The sequence below is a fragment of the Arenibacter algicola genome, assembly GCF_018860365.1.
In the GTDB taxonomy this organism is placed as follows: Bacteria; Bacteroidota; Bacteroidia; order Flavobacteriales; family Flavobacteriaceae; genus Arenibacter; species Arenibacter algicola_B.
Genome location: NZ_JAHKPO010000022.1, coordinates 152,507 through 173,859, shown reverse-complemented (window position 1 = coordinate 173,859; position 21,353 = coordinate 152,507). Strand labels below are relative to the sequence as shown.

14 protein-coding genes are annotated in these 21,353 nt (G+C 39.2%); 9 read left to right on the top strand and 5 right to left on the bottom strand.

Annotation, left to right across the window (positions count from 1 at the left end; translation table 11 throughout):
* Positions 1–176 precede the first annotated feature (176 nt).
* From KO529_RS17935 to KO529_RS17925, 3 genes are all read right to left on the bottom strand, one after another.
* Entirely contained in the window at positions 177–2,165 is a 1,989-nt protein-coding gene (locus KO529_RS17935) for a putative porin (protein WP_215949242.1), read from the bottom strand.
* A 231-nt stretch (positions 2,166–2,396) separates the two neighbouring features.
* Entirely contained in the window at positions 2,397–3,848 is a 1,452-nt protein-coding gene (locus tag KO529_RS17930; RefSeq protein WP_215949241.1) for a SusD/RagB family nutrient-binding outer membrane lipoprotein, read from the bottom strand.
* A gap of 12 nt (positions 3,849–3,860) precedes the next feature.
* Positions 3,861–7,127 carry a SusC/RagA family TonB-linked outer membrane protein gene (locus KO529_RS17925; RefSeq protein ID WP_215949240.1) on the bottom strand — a complete coding sequence of 1,089 codons (3,267 nt, stop codon included), beginning with the start codon at positions 7,125–7,127 and terminating at the stop codon, positions 3,861–3,863.
* 523 nt (positions 7,128–7,650) lie between these two features.
* On the opposite strand from KO529_RS17925, the gene KO529_RS17920 reads away from it, so the two are divergent.
* The 8 genes from KO529_RS17920 (at position 7,651) to KO529_RS17885 (ending at position 18,728) form a co-directional block, all read left to right on the top strand.
* On the top strand, positions 7,651–8,247 hold the full coding sequence (locus KO529_RS17920; protein WP_215949239.1) for a ribonuclease HII: 597 nt from the start codon (positions 7,651–7,653) through the stop codon (positions 8,245–8,247).
* Positions 8,248–8,276: 29 nt separating this feature from the next.
* Entirely contained in the window at positions 8,277–10,736 is a 2,460-nt protein-coding gene (locus KO529_RS17915) for a ribonuclease HII (RefSeq protein ID WP_215949238.1), read from the top strand.
* Between the two features lie 318 nt (positions 10,737–11,054).
* Positions 11,055–12,392 carry an OmpA family protein gene (locus KO529_RS17910; RefSeq protein WP_215949237.1) on the top strand — a complete coding sequence of 446 codons (1,338 nt, stop codon included), beginning with the start codon at positions 11,055–11,057 and terminating at the stop codon, positions 12,390–12,392.
* 31 nt (positions 12,393–12,423) lie between these two features.
* Complete coding sequence (locus KO529_RS17905; protein ID WP_215949236.1) at positions 12,424–13,095, top strand: DUF3108 domain-containing protein; 672 nt, start codon at positions 12,424–12,426, stop codon at positions 13,093–13,095.
* A gap of 62 nt (positions 13,096–13,157) precedes the next feature.
* Positions 13,158–14,015 (top strand): DUF6597 domain-containing transcriptional factor, encoded by an 858-nt coding sequence (locus KO529_RS17900; protein ID WP_215949235.1) that lies wholly within the window; start codon positions 13,158–13,160, stop codon positions 14,013–14,015.
* Positions 14,016–14,419: 404 nt separating this feature from the next.
* Positions 14,420–15,037, top strand: a complete 618-nt coding sequence (locus tag KO529_RS17895; protein ID WP_215949234.1) for a hypothetical protein — start codon at positions 14,420–14,422, stop codon at positions 15,035–15,037.
* A 140-nt stretch (positions 15,038–15,177) separates the two neighbouring features.
* Complete coding sequence (locus KO529_RS17890; protein WP_215949233.1) at positions 15,178–15,780, top strand: hypothetical protein; 603 nt, start codon at positions 15,178–15,180, stop codon at positions 15,778–15,780.
* Between the two features lie 170 nt (positions 15,781–15,950).
* Positions 15,951–18,728: a CHAT domain-containing protein gene (locus KO529_RS17885; RefSeq protein ID WP_215949232.1), complete on the top strand. Its 2,778-nt coding sequence runs from the start codon at positions 15,951–15,953 to the stop codon at positions 18,726–18,728.
* Here KO529_RS17885 and KO529_RS17880 read toward each other — a convergent pair.
* Both KO529_RS17880 and KO529_RS17875 read right to left on the bottom strand, forming a co-directional pair.
* A complete protein-coding gene (locus KO529_RS17880; RefSeq protein WP_215949231.1) occupies positions 18,725–19,459 on the bottom strand; it encodes a tetratricopeptide repeat protein in 735 nt (244 codons plus the stop codon). The two genes, KO529_RS17885 and KO529_RS17880, sit on opposite strands and share 4 nt — an antisense overlap.
* 2 nt (positions 19,460–19,461) lie before the next feature.
* The gene (locus tag KO529_RS17875; RefSeq protein WP_215949230.1) at positions 19,462–20,034 is read right to left on the bottom strand and encodes an RNA polymerase sigma factor; all 573 of its coding nucleotides are present in this window, start codon (positions 20,032–20,034) and stop codon (positions 19,462–19,464) included.
* A gap of 244 nt (positions 20,035–20,278) precedes the next feature.
* Between KO529_RS17875 and KO529_RS17870 the strand changes: the two genes are divergently transcribed.
* Complete coding sequence (locus KO529_RS17870; protein WP_215949229.1) at positions 20,279–21,325, top strand: hypothetical protein; 1,047 nt, start codon at positions 20,279–20,281, stop codon at positions 21,323–21,325.
* Positions 21,326–21,353 lie beyond the last annotated feature (28 nt).

Here is a 21,353-nt window from a genome sequence, read left to right as displayed (position 1 = left end):
CCAAAGCGGCTGCAAATGTAGGATACTTTTTTCGTTTACGCAAAACCTTTTTTGAATTATTTTTAAAAGATTTTTTAATCCCTCTGTAACAAGCTGATTTGCAGCTAAAATATTAATATAATTTTTTTTGCGTTTTCAGAGACCACCCTAAAAACTCCAGAAAAATAAAAATTAAACTATGAAAAGAAATTCCAAACCAATCCAAATCGAATCACAAAATCCCTGTAAGGATAATTGGGTGCAGCATAAAAATTGTTGCCGGAAAAAGAAGAGTTAAAGTGTTCGGCCTTTAAGAATATCCTAGTTTGCTGCACTCTGGCATTAATGAAAAAGTCCAACATTGGAAAACCTCCCAATTCCTCCTGGTTCTGCATATAGAATTCACCCAACACCGGATTATAGGCATCCGCATTGTAGGAAGTAAAATATTTAAGGGTCACCCCTGTTTGGAAGTATAGGGCCTTTTTAAACCCGAAGTTCGAATAATACAGGGTGTTCCTTGTGACCACCTGCGGTACGTTTAAAACATTATTGGTCTGGGAAACATCCTGAAACATTACCGTATTGTTGAGCGCAAACCCCTTCCATTTAAATTCCTTTGCATATTTGACCTTTAAAATATTAATGGTACTACCCTCCTGAAACGGTTTAACAAATGCCTGTTCCTCACCTTCAACCACAGTTTCTGCCGGATCCGAAGCAAAGTAGGTGTAATTGTCCAAAGAAGTGTATTTCGCCATTAAATTACCAAAAACCTTGGATTCCAGATCAAACTGAAAACCATTATTGTTTATCTTATTAAAGTCTCCTGTATGTTGCCAGTTGTAATTACTGTAATCACTTTGATATAAAAGGAAATTAAAATTGGGCATACGTGAAGATGAGTGTATGGAAAATTTAAGCTTGTTGTTCTTGTCAATATCATAACTGGCAAAGGCATCCAATAAATTTCCGGACAGATCCCCTGAGATATTGGCCTGTGCCAACCCATTCAACTGAAAACCACCAATCTTCTTTACATATTTGGCCCCGGCAGAGATTTCGTCGCCGCTCAGCTGACTTTGGATAAGCTGGGTAGGCGTTTGCAATACCGAATTAAAAAAATAGTTGTAACGGTAATAATTAATAAGCCCTGTCAATACCCCTAATGTCTTATTGGAGAATTGGGCATAGACCTGATTATAGGTTGTTTTTAAGCTAGCCTTATCTGAAATACCGGAATCATAGCCACCCCCAAAATAATCGTTTTGGGCGGTTTGTTTATATTGATAGTACTTGGTCTCATAGCTAAACTCATGCCCGAGCGCCAAAGAAGTTGTCCTGGTCTTATCCGAATCCATTTTACTACCAAATAAAATGTACTGATGATCCAAATAATATCGTTTCCCCAATAATCGGTTGGTGGCATCGGAAAAAAGCACATCCAATCTGGAACGATCGCTAAAATCGGAATCACCGGATTCAAATTGCAATTCCTTATTGGACAACCCACCATTTTCCTCAAACAAGGAATTTTGGGCCGCCCCATGCGCTCTTAAATTATAACGCTTATCCTTGGTTTCATAGTTGGCCGTCATCTTAAAATTCCCCGACTCGGCTTCACTATATTGATATTTTCCCAAGGACCTAAAACCTTTGAAGCCGATAGAAAAATTTAATCTTGGAGAGGTATTAAAAGCCAACAACGCATCCAGAAGCTGTCCTTGCTCAAAAGTGGTCTTGAACATTAAGTCGCTCATGGGAGTTGCCACATTGTAATAATCAATATCCCTAACTTCCATATAGTTATAATGCTTCGCACTAGCACCCAATTTGGGATAGGTATCCTTTACATCAAAATTAACTCCCAATTTATTATACGGCTGCCCTACATTGGCAAAAGGCATCAACTCAAAATCGTCCCTTCGTAGAAAATTGTATTTATATTCCTTCTGGATGGAGATAGTAGTATCTAAAAAAGTAGTATCCCTTTCGTAACTTATAATCTTGTAATCCCTAATGGTTACTTCCTGACCCTGTTCTTCACCATTTTTTTTAGGCGGAAGGTTTTTAACCCTACGCCCCATACCAGCCTCACCCTCGCCCCTTGAAGGGGGAATTGAATCTTCCTGTGCACTAATGGCCTGACTAAAAAACACTATTAAAAGTGTCAACAAATATCTCATGCTACAAACTTACGTCGACAAAGTTAATTTTTTTGTCCTTAATGAAATGTGAAAGTTTAAAAAACAGAAAAACAACAAATTATCTGCCGTTCAAATATTAATCATAACGGTGTCTTATAAATCTTGAATATTCAATTTGCTCATCCCAAAGTCCACCATTCCCAACTTTAGAAACAAAAAAAACCTGCAGGGGACACCTGCAGGTTTTAATACTTATAATTAAAGACGATTCTAGTTCAAATCCCAGAACAATTGGGTCTCTGGCTCATCTCCACCAATAGCGGAGGCAGCCGAACTATAATTGGCCCCATTTAAAGATTGCTCTATAATTGGATAGGTATACCTATTAGGAAAACCGGAAACTGCATCTGCTGGAGTGGCCATAAGCGGATAATCCAACAATCTTATAGAAGTCCACGCCTCCATTCCCCTATTGTAAAGTGAAATCCACTTTTGGGTTCCAATAACCTCCTTCCAAGGTGTGGTAGCCGTACTTGCCAAAATAGACAAGTCGTAATCTACATTAGGTTGCGCCAAATAATCGGTAGCTTCTTCAGCGGTACCACCCCAATAGAGGATTGAGGCCGTTATGCCCGCATCATAGTGTTCCTTTGCAGTACCACCAACTTCAAATGACCGCGCCCTTGCTTCTGCCAATAAAAAGCTCACCTCGGAATAATCTAAAATAATACCCGGGAAAGTTGCCTCTTCCAACTGAGCCGAAACATGGGAATAGGACGAATAACTAGAAGGCTCTCCAATGCCACCTCCCTCGTAGATACCATCTGAAGTTGGCATGAAATACAGTGGCAATCTTGGATCATCCAAAGTATTCATGGCGTCTATGATCGTAGCGGCCGCAACAAAATCATTCCTACCACTTAAAACCAAATTATCATAGACCGGATTTGTATTTGGGTCGGAACCTAAATATTCGTAAGCAGCATTATCTGCATTACTTGTAAACACCCCGGTTGCAACAGCACTTTCAACAGTAGTTTTGGCGAAGGCCTCATCTACATCGGATAAAAGTATCCCCATTCTCAATTTTAGGGAAGCAGCAAACTTTTTCCACAATGCCACGTCACCTCCGTATATCCTATCAGCACTTCCAAAACTTCCAGTAGTTTCATCCAAAGCATTTATTGCAGCAGTAAGTCTAGCTACCAAATCCTTGTAGACCGTTTCGCCATCGTCATACTTAGGAAGAAGGTTGTCCGCATCCAAAGCTTCTGAATAAGGAACATCCCCAAAAGTTTCCACCAAATTGGCATAAGTATATACATTGAGAATCTCGATAATGGTCAGCTTGTTAGGCTTCAATGCCTCCAGCTCAGCAGTGGAATAGGTTGTTGCCTCAATAACTATTTTGGCCTCATCCAAATCCTTTAAAACATCTTTGTACATTACACTCCAGTGTTTTGCGGGAATGGTTCTTGTAACCTGATCATAGTTACTTTCGTCCGTATAAGTGGTTTCCTGTAAATACTGTGCCCAAAGCTTAGTATTGTTATTGTTCACATTCAAATCTACCACTTGGTCCACCAAGTTCTTCTGCGCCCCGGTAAACAAACTTTCACCAGGTACAGCCAATGGATCCTTGATGTTCTCGTTCAGACTTTCCAAATCACTGGAACAAGAAGCAAAAATCACGGCAGTAATTAATATTGCTAGTTTTTTCATTTTTATTTTTTTTTAGAATTGTAATTTAAGATTGACACCAAAATCCCTAGTGGTTGGCAATGATCCAACGGAATACCCTTGAAGGTTACCAGCAGACAAACCACTTTCTGGATCTGCATGGGGTAGGTCTTTGTCTATAATCCAAAGGTTTGATCCAATAACGCTTAAACTAGCATTGGTCAAGAACGTATTGGCCAACAATTTGCTAGGCAAATTATAGGTAAGTGCCACTTCACGTAACTTCACATAGCTGGCATCATAGACAAATGCTTTGTCCGGCAAACCTCTTCTGTAACCAAAGGCACCAAATCTATCGGCTCTAATTCTGGAAGTGTTTGTTGCCCCATCTGGGTTTACACCCTCATTGATAAATCCTCCGCCATCGGCCAAGGTATTCCTTACAGGGTTACCCAAATCGTTGATAAACGCTGTTTCTGCATACAAACCAGTTGCAAGTCCATAATATTGGTCCAAGGAGAATATACTACCCCCTTGTTGAATATCGATCAAAAAGCTTAATGAAAATTCTTTGTAGTTAAATTTATTGGAAATCCCCATTAACCAATCTGGATTGGTATCCCCAATATTTTGATCCGATGTAGACGTTTTAATATACTGTCCATCCGCTGGATCAACTACCCTTTCACCATTTAAATAAGTGTAGTCCGTGCCATAAATTACTCCATAGGGCTGTCCTACTTCCGCATTAAGGGTTACCCCTCCTTGGAAATCTCCCAATTGCAAAGTCTGGATTCCATCTTCCAATGATACCACCTCGTTTTTATTCTTGGTCCAGTTAACCATGGCAGTCCAACTGAAGTTATCCGTTCTAACCGGATTTCCAGATATGGAAAGCTCCACACCCTTGTTTTCAATTTCACCCGCATTCAATATCTTTTTCTCATAACCTGTAGCTCTAGATACAGGAACTCCAAAAATTTGATCCACGGAATTGGTTTGGTAATAAGCCAAATCAAAACTTAACCTATTGCGTAAAAACTTCATTTCCAAACCAAGCTCGAAACTTTCTGTTTTTTCGGGCTTCAAATTAGGGTTCTTTTTCTCATTATCAACAGAAGTACTTGGTGCCCCTGGTGGAATGTTCACGTTATAAGTATCGTAAAGGAAATCGAAAGGTGCACTGTTACCTACCTCTGCGTAGTTGGCCCTTAATTTACCAAAAGTGATGAAATCAGCATTCAGAAGATTTGTGAAAACAAAACTTGTGGCTATAGAAGGATAGTAAAAAGTACTATTATCCTCCGGCAATGTAGAAGAGTGGTCCCTTCTTATAGTGGCATCCAAGAAAAGTATACTGTTGTATCCCAAAGATGCGCTGGCATAAATACCGTCTATACCAACTCTTTCATCATTTTCCACAGGAAGGGCAAGTGGCCCTGTACTATTCTGCAAAGAATATAGTTTTGGTACACTCAACCCACCGCTTGTAGCGGAGTAAATAGATTGAAATTCGCTCCTTCTAATGTTGGTACCCAATATCCCTTTCAAATTAAATTGATCGGAAAGGTCCTTTTGAAAATTAAACATGAAATCATAATTGGTCTCCGTAACTTCCAGATTTCTTCTCCCATAGCCAGAATCAACATTTCCTCTGTTTCCGGCACTGTCCGGAATACCAAAACTTGTTGGTACACTACCGTTGGCCCTTCTCTCCTCTTGTAACTCAGAATAGGTGTCTGTCGCCGCTCTGGCAGTAAAGTTCAACCAATCTGTAAATTCGTAATTCAAGGATACATTACCTATAAAACGATTTCTAGAATCGTTCTGGTAATTCTCGTAACGTGTCCAATATGGGTTATCCCAGTAAATCGGCGCCGAACCGGCATCTGTGCTTGCTGGGTTCCAAGTAACATTCCTTTTGGTATCAAAATAGATATCCCTTAGATCTTTTAGATCTACGTTGGTCTGCCACCATTGTTTAAAATTACTAATGATGTTATCATTATAACCAGTTGAGTTACGACCCAATGCCTTGGTGTTGATATAATTGGCATATCCAGTAACCGTTAAGCGATCCGTTAATTTAAAGGACCCGCTCATGGAGAAATTATGCTTTTTAATAGTACTGTTCGGCATTAAACCGCTCTGATCGAACTGGGTATAGTTCAATCGAAAAGAACCATCATCCTCATAAGACCTAGCAAAAGAAACCGAATTGGTTGTTGTAACCGGAGTCTCAAAAAATGTTATAGGCCCGTTCTTGGCATTTACCCATGGGGTAGCCGTTCTATAGTTTGGAGAATCTGGATCCAAGGCATCCCACTGATAGATCATCAGATTTGGATCGAACCTTCCACCATAGGAAGCATCCTCTGTAAATGGTACGGTCAAGTCAGCAATCCCGTCACCGGTAACGTCTTCCATATTATAAAAGTCATCTTCGTCCGGCCCGTAATATGGTCCGTATCCAGCACCGTATTGGTTCTGGTACTTGGCAAAAGTACTTTTATCTATGGAACCTATTGTAATTCCAGAATTAACAGTAACCCCAATTCCTTGGGCATCCTTTCCTTTTTTGGTGGTTATCATTATAACCCCGTTGGCAGCCCTTGAACCATATAAGGCAGAAGCGGCCGCTCCCTTTAAAACGTTTACCGACTCTATATCATCAGGATTAATATCGGAAGCGGTGTTTCCATAATCGTAATAGTTACCACTTGCCTCACCTTGATACTTGGAATTGGTATTGGTATTGTTTACTGGAACACCATCAATAACAAAAAGGGCCTGGTTGCTCCCTGTCAACGAAGCATTACCCCTAATAACAACGTTGGTAGAACCTCCTAAGTTGTTGTTCTTTCTGATCTGAATACCAGAAGCCTTTCCAGAAAGGGCATTTACGAAGTTTCCGCTTTTCACAGTGCTCAAGTCCTCTCCTTGAACTTCCTGTGTAGCATATCCCAAGGATTTTTTGTCCCTTGAAATACCCAAAGCAGTTACTACCACTTCCTCTAGGGCCTGGGCATCCTCCTGCATAACAACGTCGATTGTAGACGATGCGCCAATTACCTTTGTAACACTCATTTGTCCAATATAGCTGAACAATAAAGTTTGCCCTTCACTACCTTGAATGGTGTAATTACCATCAAAATCAGTTTGTGTTCCATTAGTGGTCCCCTCGACCAAAATGTTTACTCCAGGCAGGGCCAGACCCAATTGATCGGTCACCGTACCGGAGATTGTTTTCTCCTGTGCGTAGGAAAAACTCATTAATAGCCCCATGATCGGAGCTAAAATCCAAGTTAGTTTTGATTTCATTTACTTTTTTTTAAGAATTAGTCGGCACAAACTTGTAAAAAATTCGTTAAAAAACCTAAAAAATTTAACAGAAGCATTGCAATTTGTTAAACTTACCCCCCATTATTATTAAAATGTTAAGATTTAGGCTGTTTTTCAATATTTAAATTAAAGAATTATGCCAAAATCCTAAAGATTCTTAACCTAAGAATCTTCCTACTGTATATTTTGAACATATTTTAACAGATTTGAATGAAGCAATCATTCACACAAAGGACATATTTGCTTTAGACAATTCGTTGACATTCTTTTTTTATATAGAACTGCCAACTTCTTTGTTACCTTAAGGGTTATAAACCTATTCAAGGACATTACTAGTACAGACGTAAGAATTTGTTTCCAATGGGCATTCATCCCTTTTATAAATTTTTATATTTGACGACAGTTGGAGAAAAACATTAGCTGTGCGCAGGCATGTCTTCCAAACAACAATCCGAATTGATATAGTATTTCCAATGCCAATCGACATTAGAACAATACATACATGTTAAAAGCCTTTTACAAATATGATCTGGAAGCCGGAACGGATGAAGCCGGTAGGGGTTGTTTGGCAGGACCTGTAACCGCTGCGGCCGTTATTTTACCAAAAGATTTTTCAAACGACACCCTTAACGACTCCAAGGTTTTGTCCTCCACAAAAAGGGATTTACTTAGGCCAATAATTGAAACAAGTGCTACAAGCTTTGGAATTGCCCAGATTTTTCCGGATGAAATTGACAAAATCAACATTTTGAACGCGTCTTTCCTGGCAATGCACAAAGCCTTGGATCAATTAAATACAAACCCCGAATTTATCATTGTGGACGGCAACCGGTTCAACCCCTACCAAAACATCCCCCATGCCTGCATTGTCAAAGGAGACGGCAAATACCTAAGCATTGCTGCCGCTTCCATCTTGGCCAAAACCTACAGGGACGCCTATATGGAGAAAATTCATTTGGAATTCCCCATGTACAATTGGATAAAAAACAAAGGTTATCCCACCAAGGAACACAGAGAAGCTATACGGAAGTACGGCATCACCAAATATCATCGAAAAACTTTTAGACAATTACCAGATCAATTAAAACTAGACGTTTAAAAATCCTAAATTTGTTCAAAGCTTTATTTATGAAATTCAAATTACTTGCGGTACTCTTTTTACTATTAATCGGATGCACAGAAAAAAGCTATAAGACTTCACCCATACTATACTACGTTCCACAGAACAGTGCCATTATCATAAAAATAAACGACAAGCCCTCTTTTTCCAGTGAACTGGAGAACAGCGACCTCATTAAGACCTTATCTGCTACAAACACCTATGCCTCCGTACTGGAAAAACTAAAATCCTTAAAATATATCCAGCCCAATGGAGAGAGTATTCTGGCCTTTGTGGAATTGGGAAAGTCTAATTTTGAATTGCTATTAATTGCCCAAAACAGTGATGATCTTTTTCAAATTGAGGATGCCAGTGATAAAGTGGTCGAAAACATAAGTTACGAGGGGAAAAACTTTGACAGCTACAGTGTTGACGGGGCCAATTTCTTCTCCACGGTTTTGGATGACAAAATTATTGTAAGCTCCGCGCAAATGCTGATCGAAAATATACTTCGCAATGAAAGGGATTTAACGGCAGACGAATCCTTAAATAAATTGTATCAAATTGCCAATAATCAGAGTAGTGCCAATATTTTTATAAACACTAACAAAAGTAATCCATTGCTCAACCACATTTTGTCCGATGGACATAAAGTTGATGTTTCCAAATTTACGGACTGGGTATCCCTGGATTTTAACACCAATAAGGACCACCTAAAACTAAATGGTATTAGCATGGCTAACGATTCTATAATAAACTATAGTAATCTTTTTAAAAACAGCCATGCCCTAACCCCTAAGACGCCCACTCTGGCCCCATTGGCCTCCGATGCTATTTTGGCATTTACTTTTGACAATTACGAAAATTTTGCCTTGAACCAAAAAAAATACTTGGATCGTTCCGTGGTGATAGACACCACTTTTAAAGCGGTGGAAGAAATTGGATTTGTGTATCTGAACAATGAAAAAGCGGTAATACTCCACACTTACGGTTCCGAGAATATCCTTAACTATCTGGATAAATTGGAGAAAGCTTCGGAAGAATACCAAGGCAATGAAATTGTCGGGCTCTCCAAGTCCGACTTCCTTAATCATTATTTCAATCCACTGATACAAGATTTTGAAGCGAATTATTATACTATCATAGAAAATGCTTTTGTGTTCTCCCCTACTCCAGAGACCTTAAAGACCTTCATTGGAAATTTTAAAAATGTTTCCACTTTTGAAAAAACATCGGTTTACAAAACAGCAAAAGAACAATTGGCAGACGAATCTTCCATGCTCTTTGTTTCCAATGCTGATGGTGTTGAATATTTCTTGGACCAATACATGGACAAGGACATCGTTAAAAACGTTAAGACCAAGGAACTATCTGAGTATTCCTTTGCAGCTCAAATGGTCGTGGATGACAATTTTCATCACACCAATATACTTTTCCAAAAAATTGCCCACGAAACCACACTCAACAAAACCATTCCCTATTTCACTCTACAGCTGGATACAGAAATAGTGACACCACCTCAATTTGTAAAGAACCATAGGACCAATAAGGACGAAATTATAGTTCAGGACCAGGACAACAACCTCTATCTAATCTCTACAGACGGCAAGGTAATATGGAAAAAACAACTAAGTGGTAGAATACAGGGACGTGTAGAGCAGGTAGACCTGTACAAAAATGGTAGATTGCAACTGGCATTCACTACAGATAACCAATTTATGATAGTGGATAGAAATGGTAAGGATGTGCCCCCCTTTACCTTTACCTACGAAGGAGGCAATTTAAACCCTTTGGCCGTATTTGATTACGACCGCAAAAAGGATTACCGGTTTTTGGTCACCCAGGGAACAAAAATATTTATGTACAATAGTTCGGGCCAGATTGTAAAAGGCTTTAAGTACACCAAGGCAGCAAATCCCATTCTGGGCACACCCAAGCATTTTAGGGTAGGCAAAAAGGATTATTTGGTCATGAAACAGGAAGGTGGCGAATTAAAAATATTGTCCAGAACCGGTGATACACGGGTGAATGTGTCCAACAAAATTAGTTTTTCCGATAATGAAATACTTCTGCATAAAAACAAGTTTACGGTTACCGACACCAAAGGCCATCTTTTCCAAATAGACGAAAAAGGCAAAACATCCACAGCCAACCTTAACCTACTCCCGGATCACGGAATAGATGCCACAAGCAATACTCTGGCCATTATGAACGACAATGTACTGACCATAAGGAGCAAAAAGGTGGAATTGGATCTTGGGGTATATTCAAAACCGAAGATTTTCTATTTAAACGACAAAATATATATCAGCGTTACGGATATACAGAACCAAAAAATATATCTTTTCGACAGTCAGGCCGAAGCCATTTCCAACTTTCCAGTTCCAGGCAATTCCAGCATAGACTTAATTGATATGGACAACGACCATAAACTGGAGCTTGTTGCAAAGGATCAGGACAACTCCATCATTGTTTATAAAATAAATTAGTAAAGACAAAGGAGGTAGATATCAGAACCAATCCATAGTCAAGTAAGTTTTTTCTATTATTTATATAGGAAAAATAATCGTTGAACCCCTCATTAATCCTACACTACAGGACTTCTCAACGCCCTGCCACAGTTCTTTTATTACAAATTTTTTTAATGCAAATGTTAACCATTGGTTTTAACACACCATTAATACATAAAAACATGCAACATACACACCTAATTAGGCGCAAGCCTGAAATTTTGCTAAATTTAGTTAACCTATTGATGCAAAGTTGATTGTGACAATAACCTTACGAGAACATTAAAAATAAAGATTATGAATCCCTTAAAAGCATTCCCCAAAACAATTCCAGCTATTCTATTGCTTTTCTTTTTTTCCGGAGACCTTCAAGGCCAAATATTGAAAAAATTGGGAAAGCGGGCAGAAAGGGCCGTGGAACGCACAGTTGAAAACAGGGTAGATAGGGAAGCCTCAAAAAAGACAGATGAAGTATTGGACAGTATTTTGGAACCAGGCTCTAAAAAATCCCCTACAGACCCACAAATAGAAAACCCATTACCTCCTAAGGGCCAGGACAATCCAGGAAATGTGGGCGGAAACAGCGACAGTGGCAGCACATCTGGGCAGACTACCAAAAAGACCATTGAGGTATATAGTAAATTTGACTATGTGCCTGGAGACAAGCCTTTATTTTTTGATGATTTCTCCAACGATTTCATTGGCGATTTCCCATCCAGATGGAATACCAATGGCGGCGGGGAAGTTGTGTCCGTAAATGATTCTGGCGAAAAATGGCTGGAATTGATTTCGGGATACAACATTCATTTTATTCCGGACACACCAGACTTGCCTGATGAATACACCATTGAATTTGATGTAATGGCACTAGGATTGGACAATAAGACGTCTTCAACCGCATTTCTTAGAGTAGCTTTAAGTGATGACGACAAATTTAAAGACGGTGCCAATTTTGTACATGCCCATATCCCTTTTTGCCAATACTCCCCAATAGGCATCACCATGGCCAATCACATTAATAACAAAAGGGAGATTTACAGTGTTGTAAAGGCAGATCTTAGGGAAGAGATTTTAGATAGACCCCATATTTCCATTGCAGTGAATAAACAGCGTTTTCGATTATGGGTCAACGAAGAAAAACATATTGATATCCCCAGGATGGTACCCCAAGGAGCCGTATTGAAAACTTTAAAATTTCATATGAACAATTTTAAGGATGGGAAGGAACGCGTTTTCATTAGCAACATTAAAGTTGCCGAAGGTGGCTTGGACTTACGTCGCAAACTGATTTCTGAGGGGGAGGTCTCTACTAATGGGATTCTATTCGATTCCGGTTCGGCCAACATCCAACCCCAATCCATGGGGATCATTCGACAAATTTCGCAAGTTTTGCAGGAAGAAAATGCAATGAATCTAATGATAGTTGGCCATACCGACGCCGATGGATCGGGTGACGCCAATTTAAGCTTGTCCCAAAAACGAGCTGCCGCGGTGAAAAATGCCCTGGTAAATGTTTATGGTATTGCAGACAACCGTTTGCAAACCCAAGGCAAGGGAGAAAGTGAACCCATAGGGGACAACAGTACTCCAGACGGCAAAGCCCAGAACAGGCGCGTCGTTTTCAAAAAAATATAACCTTAATACATATCCATCTTAAATCTAAAACATGAGAACACTTATCTTAATTTATAGCTTTTTCCTTGCAACCTCAACAACTTTTTCACAGGATTGTAGCAAATACTTTCCTATGGACGAAGGCACCAAATTCCAAATTACCAATTATGATAAAAAGGATAAAGTGTCTGGAGTTATGGTTTATGTAGTAAAGGAGTTTAGTGGCAATACTGCTACCTTATTCTACGAAATGCACGACGAAAAAGGCAAAATGATTTTGAGTTCGGAATATGGAGTCACTTGCACGGATGATGGAATTAAAGTGGATTTCAGCTCCATGATGTCGCCAGAGCTAATTGGACAATACAAGGATATGGAGGTGGAAATGACCGGTACCGATCTTTTATACCCCAATAATCTCAGTACAGGACAGTCGCTACCCGATGCCGATGTATTGATGACGGTTAAGATGCCTCCCCTCAACATGAAAATGAATATGAATTTTTTCAACAGAAAAGTAGAAGGCAACGAATCCGTAACTACTCCGGCCGGAACTTTCGATTGCTATGTAATTACCTTTGATACCGAGGCTAAAATGGGCGTTAAGATGACGAATAGCAATAAGTTATGGCTAGCCGAAGGTTATGGCATGGTAAAACAGGAAACCTACAATAAAAAAGGTGACCTTATGAGCAAAAGCCTGCTCACCAGTTTTGAAAAATGACACAAGTAATGCTATTGGTTTAACATAAATGATGTTTTTATCTTAGCTTATAACCCCTTGACATGTTTACATTATTTCCAGTTACCAAAAAATTACAGCCCTATATTTCTTTTTTTTATGAAATGAAATGGGAAAGCAAGGATTATGACAATGGAATTCGTGAAGTAATTCTACCCAGCGGCAAGGCATTTATGGTTTTTCAGTATGAAGGAAGGTTCAGGGGAACCATTTATAATCAGGAACGTTATGTTCCCAAATATTTTACTATAGGGCAGCAAAGTTCCAATTATACCGTATTCTCGGACCATAAAACCATGGGGCTAATTGGTGCTGCTTTTAAGCCAACAGGTTTACATAATTTGTTCAATATAGATGCATCCATTTTCACAAATATACCAACGGACACCAGCTCGTTCTTAGGTAAAGACATACATTCTTTTGAAGCCTTATTTGAAGCAGAGAATGAATCCGATAAAAGGGTAAACCTTATTGAGAATTTACTTTTGGGTCAGCTTGGGAACAAAGAATTCAAAGCTAATTTTATTGATGTTTCCATAGATTTAATGCATGCTTCCCTAGGTTGTAGCTCCATTTCCTCCGTTGTCAAAAAATTGAATGTCAGTGAGCGTTATTTCCAAAAAAAATTCAAATTAATGGTAGGAATTGCACCCTCTGCTTACAACAGAATTATACGATTCAATAATTTGTTTTCAGAACTGGACGAGCACAATGAAAATGATTACCGTATCCTAAGCGCCCTATTCCATTATTACGATTCCTCGCACTTTAGGAAAGATTTTAAAAAATACTGTGGCGAAGTCCCGAAACAATTTCATTTGGACAAATTTGAATTTGTTAAGGAAGCCTTTGTAAAAAATCCTATCTTTTTGAATAGCGCCCCTAACTCATCAAGATGTTAGTATTCTTTATGTATTTTTTATAATAATAAAGAGTATAACAATTTATCAATTGGAATATAATCGACCGGCGCATTTTAGGACGGGTTTTTACCAATATCAAAAAAACATTGGTCGTACCTTAATGGTAAATAAAACTTGGCGGGGTCCAATCTTTTTGCACATGGCCTAAAATTTACCTTTGGTATATCCATACTGATATTTAAACTAAAGAACATCGCCAAGTATAACAAAAAATATAAATGAAAGGCCTTCAAATAGGCTAAAGACGATAGTGGCCGATGGTGTCTTGAAACAAGCTATGAACAGACATCAAAAAAATAATAAAAAATGTTAACCTAATTAAGGAAATATCATCAAAGGGTAACAATAAAAAAATAAGAAACTTGAAATAAAAAAATGTTCCCATGAAAAACTTATATAACACCATCATTATACTATCTCTCCTTATTTCCTGTGGGGATACCGTTAAAAAAGTAGGGAACAGGGCAGAGAGCGCAACTGGGACCAACCTAGAAAACAAAGCAAAAACAGCATCAAAAAGCAACGATAACACTACCTATTTGTGTAAGATCAATGGAGAAGATTGGGGCTATACCTCAGCCGACGGTCTGGTATCTCGCAACAGCTCTACCAACATACGTACGGCTACTATTACCTTTATAAATAAACTTGCAAAGGGCAGTGAATCGGTGCAATTGGAATATGATGTGGAGGCCAATACCCTGACCCGTGTTTTGGCAGAGCTAAAATGCCCTGATAAGGAGGGTAATTTATTCACCAACTTTTACAACCAATCCGCAGACCGTTTGGACCGGAATCCCGAAGCCAGCATGAGGGGTACCATTAACCTTTATGAAGACCAACGCGTTGCTGCCGGAAATGCCCTGTTCACTGTAAAGAACGACTTTGAAAAAGATAAACTTGGCAACCCGGACGATCTGTTAATCACCGTTTCCGACCTTAATTTTTCAGGCGTGCCCTATTCCGATACGGACGATTTAAAAAAGTTGTTCAAGAAATAGTCCTTTAGAGACACCATAGAATTAACCGTCCATTGACATGAAAAAGAAAGGAAATTGATTATTGTGAAGCTCGTGCAAATAATATAAAACATAACCACTTAATAAATAGCAATACATTGTAAATATCTAAAACTTGAATTATGAAAAAAAAACCGATCATCATCATTGCATTTGCAGCGCTTTTAATAGCTTCCTGCTTAAAAGATTATACTGGCCATGGAGGCGATAAAATAGAGCTTACCCAAGATAATTATTTATACGAGGGAGATCTTTACCGCATTTACCTGGATCAGGAGATAGCTAAACTGGACGTGACCATTGCGGCCTTGAACGACATCATTGACAATAATCAGGCCGACCAGACAACCTTGGAAGATCTCAAGACAGCGGAACAGGCCAAGGAAAACTTAGTTTCGGAGATAGCTACACTTATATCTTTGGAGCAAGTGGGCCTAAGGATTCCGAGACCAAGACCGCCTTGTCCACAACCAGTTAGCTGCGATTATAGTCTTTTTGAATACCTCTTGGCACCAAATACCGTAGAGAAAATGGAAATCCTAATTTTGAATGCAAATGGCAAGACCATAGGCGGAGGCGTTATTGATGACTTAAGTCCCCTGTCCGGCACTGGAGGTATGATCCAATTTAGCAAATTAAAGTTTGATTCCTATAAAGAACCAATTACAATATCGGTGAAGGTTTTCGGTGTAAATGGGAAAGACATAAACTATATTGTGGAATAACTGTAATCCTATTTAAAGGACTTTACATATACAAAGGCTAATCTAAAAAGTGTATTTTTAATTCCTCGGTCATTCTCGCGGAGTCGAGCTGGCGGAAACCTCATTGGTTTAACGCTCTCCATTCTTCCCGAATTGACCGTAGAATGGACTTTTAGATTGGCCTTTTTTGTATGAAATGGTATGCTTCACTTTTTTCGGTTCTTTTATCCATTACGGCTTTTGCCCAAAAGGTTTCCTATGAAACCCAAATAGATGAACTCTTTGCAAAGGCTTACGAGCATCTGTATGTAAATAAGGATTCCGCTTACCATTATTTCAAGGAAATAGAGGATTTGGCCGTTGAAAACAACGACTGGGCCACGGTTTTTGAAGCCCTGATTAGTTCCAATAGAAATGCCGGTGCTTTTTACGACCTTGACAAACTAAGCGATAATCTGAACATCTTGGATTCCCTTTTTTTAACACACAAGACATATCTGGATACCCTACCGGAAAAACGTCTCTTCATAAATTCCTTATTGTACGATAAGGGCAATTACTTTTTTCAACTTAATAATTACAGGTCTTCCCGACAAACCTTTGGGCAAATTATTGAATCATTGGAGGCCTTACCAGATTCGGAAATGGATGAAGACCTAATAGACCTATTATCGGTTTCCTATAGTTTTATCGCCAAGATGTACACCGAAGAGGGCAAATATGCACTTGCCCAGCAATATTACGAAAAGAACATTAGGTATATCCTACAAAAAAAACCCGATGACCTAGCTTCCTTGAACACCAATTATAGCTTACTGGCAGAACTGTACGCTAAAAAAGGGCAATATGAAACTTCCAATACTTATTTTAACAAGGCCTTGGAGTTCTACCTTAAAGACCAATCCGGCATTAACGGCATTATTGCAACGGCCCATAATCTCTCGAAAAATTATCTTTCCCTATCCAAGACCGATAGTGCCCAACATTATCTAAAATTGGCCAAAGGCTATTTGAACGACACCCATCATTTTGCGTCTTTTCATCATAGGGTACAAGCAAAATTGGAACAGAAGATGAACCGTTTTGAACTGGCAGTCAAGGAACTAAATTTAGCACTTCAATTGGAAAGAAATAAATGGAAAAATGCCAAAAATGAGAGCATGGCCCAGATTTATAATGAAATTGGAGATTTACACGCCTCATTCGGACAACATAGGAGTGCGGTTTCCAATTATAATTTGGGCTTGGATCAAATTGTGGATTTTAGCGAAGATGGAACCATCGCATTAAAACTTCTCAAAAATAAATCCCTGGCAATGAACACCCTAAACTCTAGGGATAATTACAAGACCACCTTAGAAACCGTTAATCTAGGCATTAAAACATTGGACTCCCTAAAACCCACTTTTAGAAGTCAGGCTGACCAATTGTTTCTAATTGAGGATGCCTTTCCCTTATTTGAAGCAGGTCTGGAAGCTGCTTACCAACTTTATCTTACGTCAAATGACGACTCCCTTTTAAATCTGGCTTTCCAATATTCCGAGAAAAGTAAATCTGTCCTATTGCTAGAGGCCTTATTGGGAGCCAAAGCCACGGAATTTGCCGATATACCAGCTGACGTTTTGGAGCGGGAGAGCGAGTTAAAATCTGAAATCACCCATTTGGAGAAACAAATCAAAAATTCCATAGGAGAAAAAACTGAAAAACAGGATGCTCTTTTCAATCTAAAAGAAGAATACCGCCAACTAGTACGGAAATTGGAGACCGATTATAAAAGCTATTACGATCTAAAATACAATACAGCCACTATTTCAATCTTAGAGACTCAACAGGACTTGGCCAAAACCGAACTTTTAATTTCCTATTTCTATGGCAATAACGCTATTTATGTTATTTCCTTGGGCAGCAATACAAAGGATATGCTAAAAATACCCATTGATGCAGACTTTGAGGCGAGCATCAAAAAGGCCTACAGGTTGCTTGCCGATCCCAAAACGGATGTAACGGCTCTGAGTAAGGCAACCCATAAAATATATGTACGCTTGCTAGAACCCATCTTAAAATCTGAAGACCAAAAGAAACTTATCATCATTACCGATGGTCTATTGAACTATATCCCTTTCGCGGCTTTGAACACGGCTCCCGAAGACATTAGCTATTTGGCCGAAAAGCATGCCATTAGTTATGTTAATTCCGCCACGCTGCTTTCGGAATTGCGGCAACGGCATCCAAAAGAACATAGCGTTTTGGCCTTTGCCCCAAGTTTTGATGGCACCGTAAGTGTAAGCAATGCAGACCGAGGAAAATTACTGCCTTTGCCAAACAATAAAAAAGAAGTGGAGCAGATATTAACCTCTTTCAACGGCCGTTCTTTTATTGATAATGAGGCGACTCTCCTAAACTTTAAATCCCAACTATCCTCTTTCGGGGTGGTTCATTTGGCTACACACGCCATTTTTGACGACGCTGCTCCGGAATATTCTTATTTGGCCTTTTCACAGAACCAAAACGCAACGGAAAACCTTCTTTATGTAGCCGATCTATACAACCTGAAAATAGATGCTGACCTGGTTACCTTAAGTGCCTGTGAAAGTGGTTTGGGAGATCTAAAACGGGGCGAAGGCTTTATGAGCTTGGCGAGAGGTTTCTTTTACAGCGGGGCGGCGAGTATTGCCAGTACCTTGTGGAAGATCAACGATGCCAGTACAACTGCTTTAATGCACGGTTTCTATATAAATCTTTCCAAAGGAGATTCCAAGGATGTAGCCTTGCAAAAAGCGCAGGTAGAATTTTTGAACACCAACCGTCAAAACGGCTTTTCACATCCTTATTATTGGTCGGGTTTTGTGATTTCCGGAAATACCGTTCCGCTGTCATTTTTCAATAATTGGACCTGGGCATTAATTGGCGTCATCGTTGTGCTTGTGGCAATAATTTTATACTTGCGAACTCGAAAAAGAAACCCTTAGTCCAATTCCCTGAGCAAAGCTTCTGCTTTATTCTTGTTGTAGTTGAAGTCCGCAACATGTTTTTTAAGCGTGGCAACCGCGTTTACCTTATCAGAATCCTTAAGATAGGCAAGTGCCATATACCAATTGGCTTCAGCTTTAAATGCTTCATCGTTCAATATTACATTCTTTAACAAATCAATGGCCTGTGCATTCTTTCCCAATTGTAAATAGGACAGTGCTTGGTAAAAATCGCCATGGGATATACCTCCCGTGCTCCTAAGTTCTTGGAAGGCAGTTATCGCCTTTTCATATTCACCAGCCTCATAGGCAGCAAACGCATCCCTTTCCTTTGATGTATCGCCATCACCTCTACTTATGGTGTAAACAGTATTGGGATAGCCTTCAAAATTATCTTGGTACAGGTTATCATAATCAGGCCCTGACAAGGATTTGAAACCAATCCAACCCAAACCGATCAATAAGGTTATGGAAGCTGCAATGGACCAATTCTTAAAGCGCCATTTGGAGGGGTTACTTTTATCCTTCGCACTAATCTCCTTTTCATAACCGACCAGTTTTTCTTTGAGGTCTTCATTTACATATTCCTTGATGACACGTTTTAAATCTTTTTCAAACTCGAATTGCGCCTTGAAATCCATGTCATTTTTCAATAATTCATCAAAGAGAAGTTGCTCATCTTCAGTGAGCTGGTTCGCAAAATAGTTATATAATAAAAGTTCCTTATCCATAATTACTGGACGTTATTAGCTTGGATTCGTTCCCGCAAGGTTTTCATACAACGGGATTTTGCCGCTTTTACAACGTTCTCGCTATTGTAATTTTCAGCTTGCATAATCTCCTTTATGGTATAACCGCGATAGTAAAAAAGGGTCAATAACTCCTGACATTGTTTACCCAAGGTGCCAAAGTGTTTTTGTAATAATGTCTGCTCGGTCGTCAACTCCTGTTCTTCCATTTCAAAACCACTCAACAGTTCATCTTCCCTACCAACAATTGTTAGGTCAAATTTGGAGCTCACCTTTTTTTTATTTTTTTTCATACGATCAAAAATCAAGTATTTGCCAACACCAAAAAGATAGGTAGCAATACTACTGGTAAAGCTTTCCACTTTACCGCTCATCACGTTATCATAGAATATAATATAGGCATCTTGGTAAACATCAATATTTTCCTCATCCGACAAGTGGTACCTCCGAGCAAAATTCAAAAATTTTTCACGGTTCTCTTCGTAAACCTGTTTCAACGCTTTGTCAGAACCATTTCTTAAGTCTTCCAGCGTTATTTCGGTCTTTGCTTCTTTCACTTTATAGATGGGGGATAAATAAGGTTAACACCGCTATGCTAATTTAACATTTTTAAGAAAAAGATTTCCATGAAATCTCCAAAATAGTATGTATTGCCCTGTTTGTAGTATTACTGCTACAATGTGTGCCACTTCTTTACAACAAAATCCCTGTGGCACTAACAAACCACCAAAGAAATTTTCTTCATGATGTTAACCTTTCCTTTCCAATACTATGAAAGGTTAAATTCTTAAAACCAAAATCATGAAAACTATTAGAACTTTATTACTCATAACAATTATATTATTTGTTGCATCATGCGATAAAGACGAGTCCATTTCAATGGATACAGATCTTACAAAAGACACCAGCATTCCAAAAGGTGATGACCCGGCAACGGAAGATGAATCACTGACTTTTACAGTACGGACAACTGAAGATCAGATGGGCCCATTTGCGAAAAGCACCATGGTTGAATACAATGGAAAAGTATGGTCTGTTGGAGGTATCAACGCCTATTCAACCCCTAATTCATCAAGTGATGTCTGGAGCAGTGAAAACGGGAAAAACTGGATTTCTGTGACAAACGATAAGTTTAGTGAACGTGAGGGCCATACGCTGACCGTATATGACAATAAAATGTGGCTTATTGGAGGTGTAGATGATTCGCGCACCCATTTAGGAGAAATATATTTCTCTACCGACGGTGTTAACTGGACCATGGTAACGGCCCTTAGCCCCACACTACTCGCCCCTGCCTTTCACAGCACAGTAGTATTCAACGATAAACTTTACGTAATCAGGGATGGCTTTGATGACCATGTAATTGTATTATCCTCCAGTGATGGCATTAATTGGAATCTTGAAACTGACCATGCTTTTTCCAACAGGGAAGATTTTGAAGCCGTGGTATTTGAAAATGCCATTTATGTAATTGGCGGCAAACATTTGGACACCTCTTTTAATGAAATATGGAAAAGCACCGACGGCATTGAATGGAATTTGGTTACTCCCAATACCGACATATTTAGTCCCAGGTATGCACATACGGCAACGGCACATAACAATAAAGTATGGGTAGTTGGCGGTGTAACCGGACCTTATTCGGAAACACATATCGATTTTTGGTATTCGGAGAACATGGAGGATTGGACAGAATATGATGGCCCATTACCTGCTACAGAAGGTCTTATTCATCATGCGTCGCTTTCCTATAATGAGGAATTATGGCTCTTTGGCGGGTATCAGCCAAATGCTTCAGGCACGGCTCCTATAACAGGGGAAATTAGAAGTATTAAAGAAGAAGAATAAAGGTCAATGCTAACCTAACGAATACCTA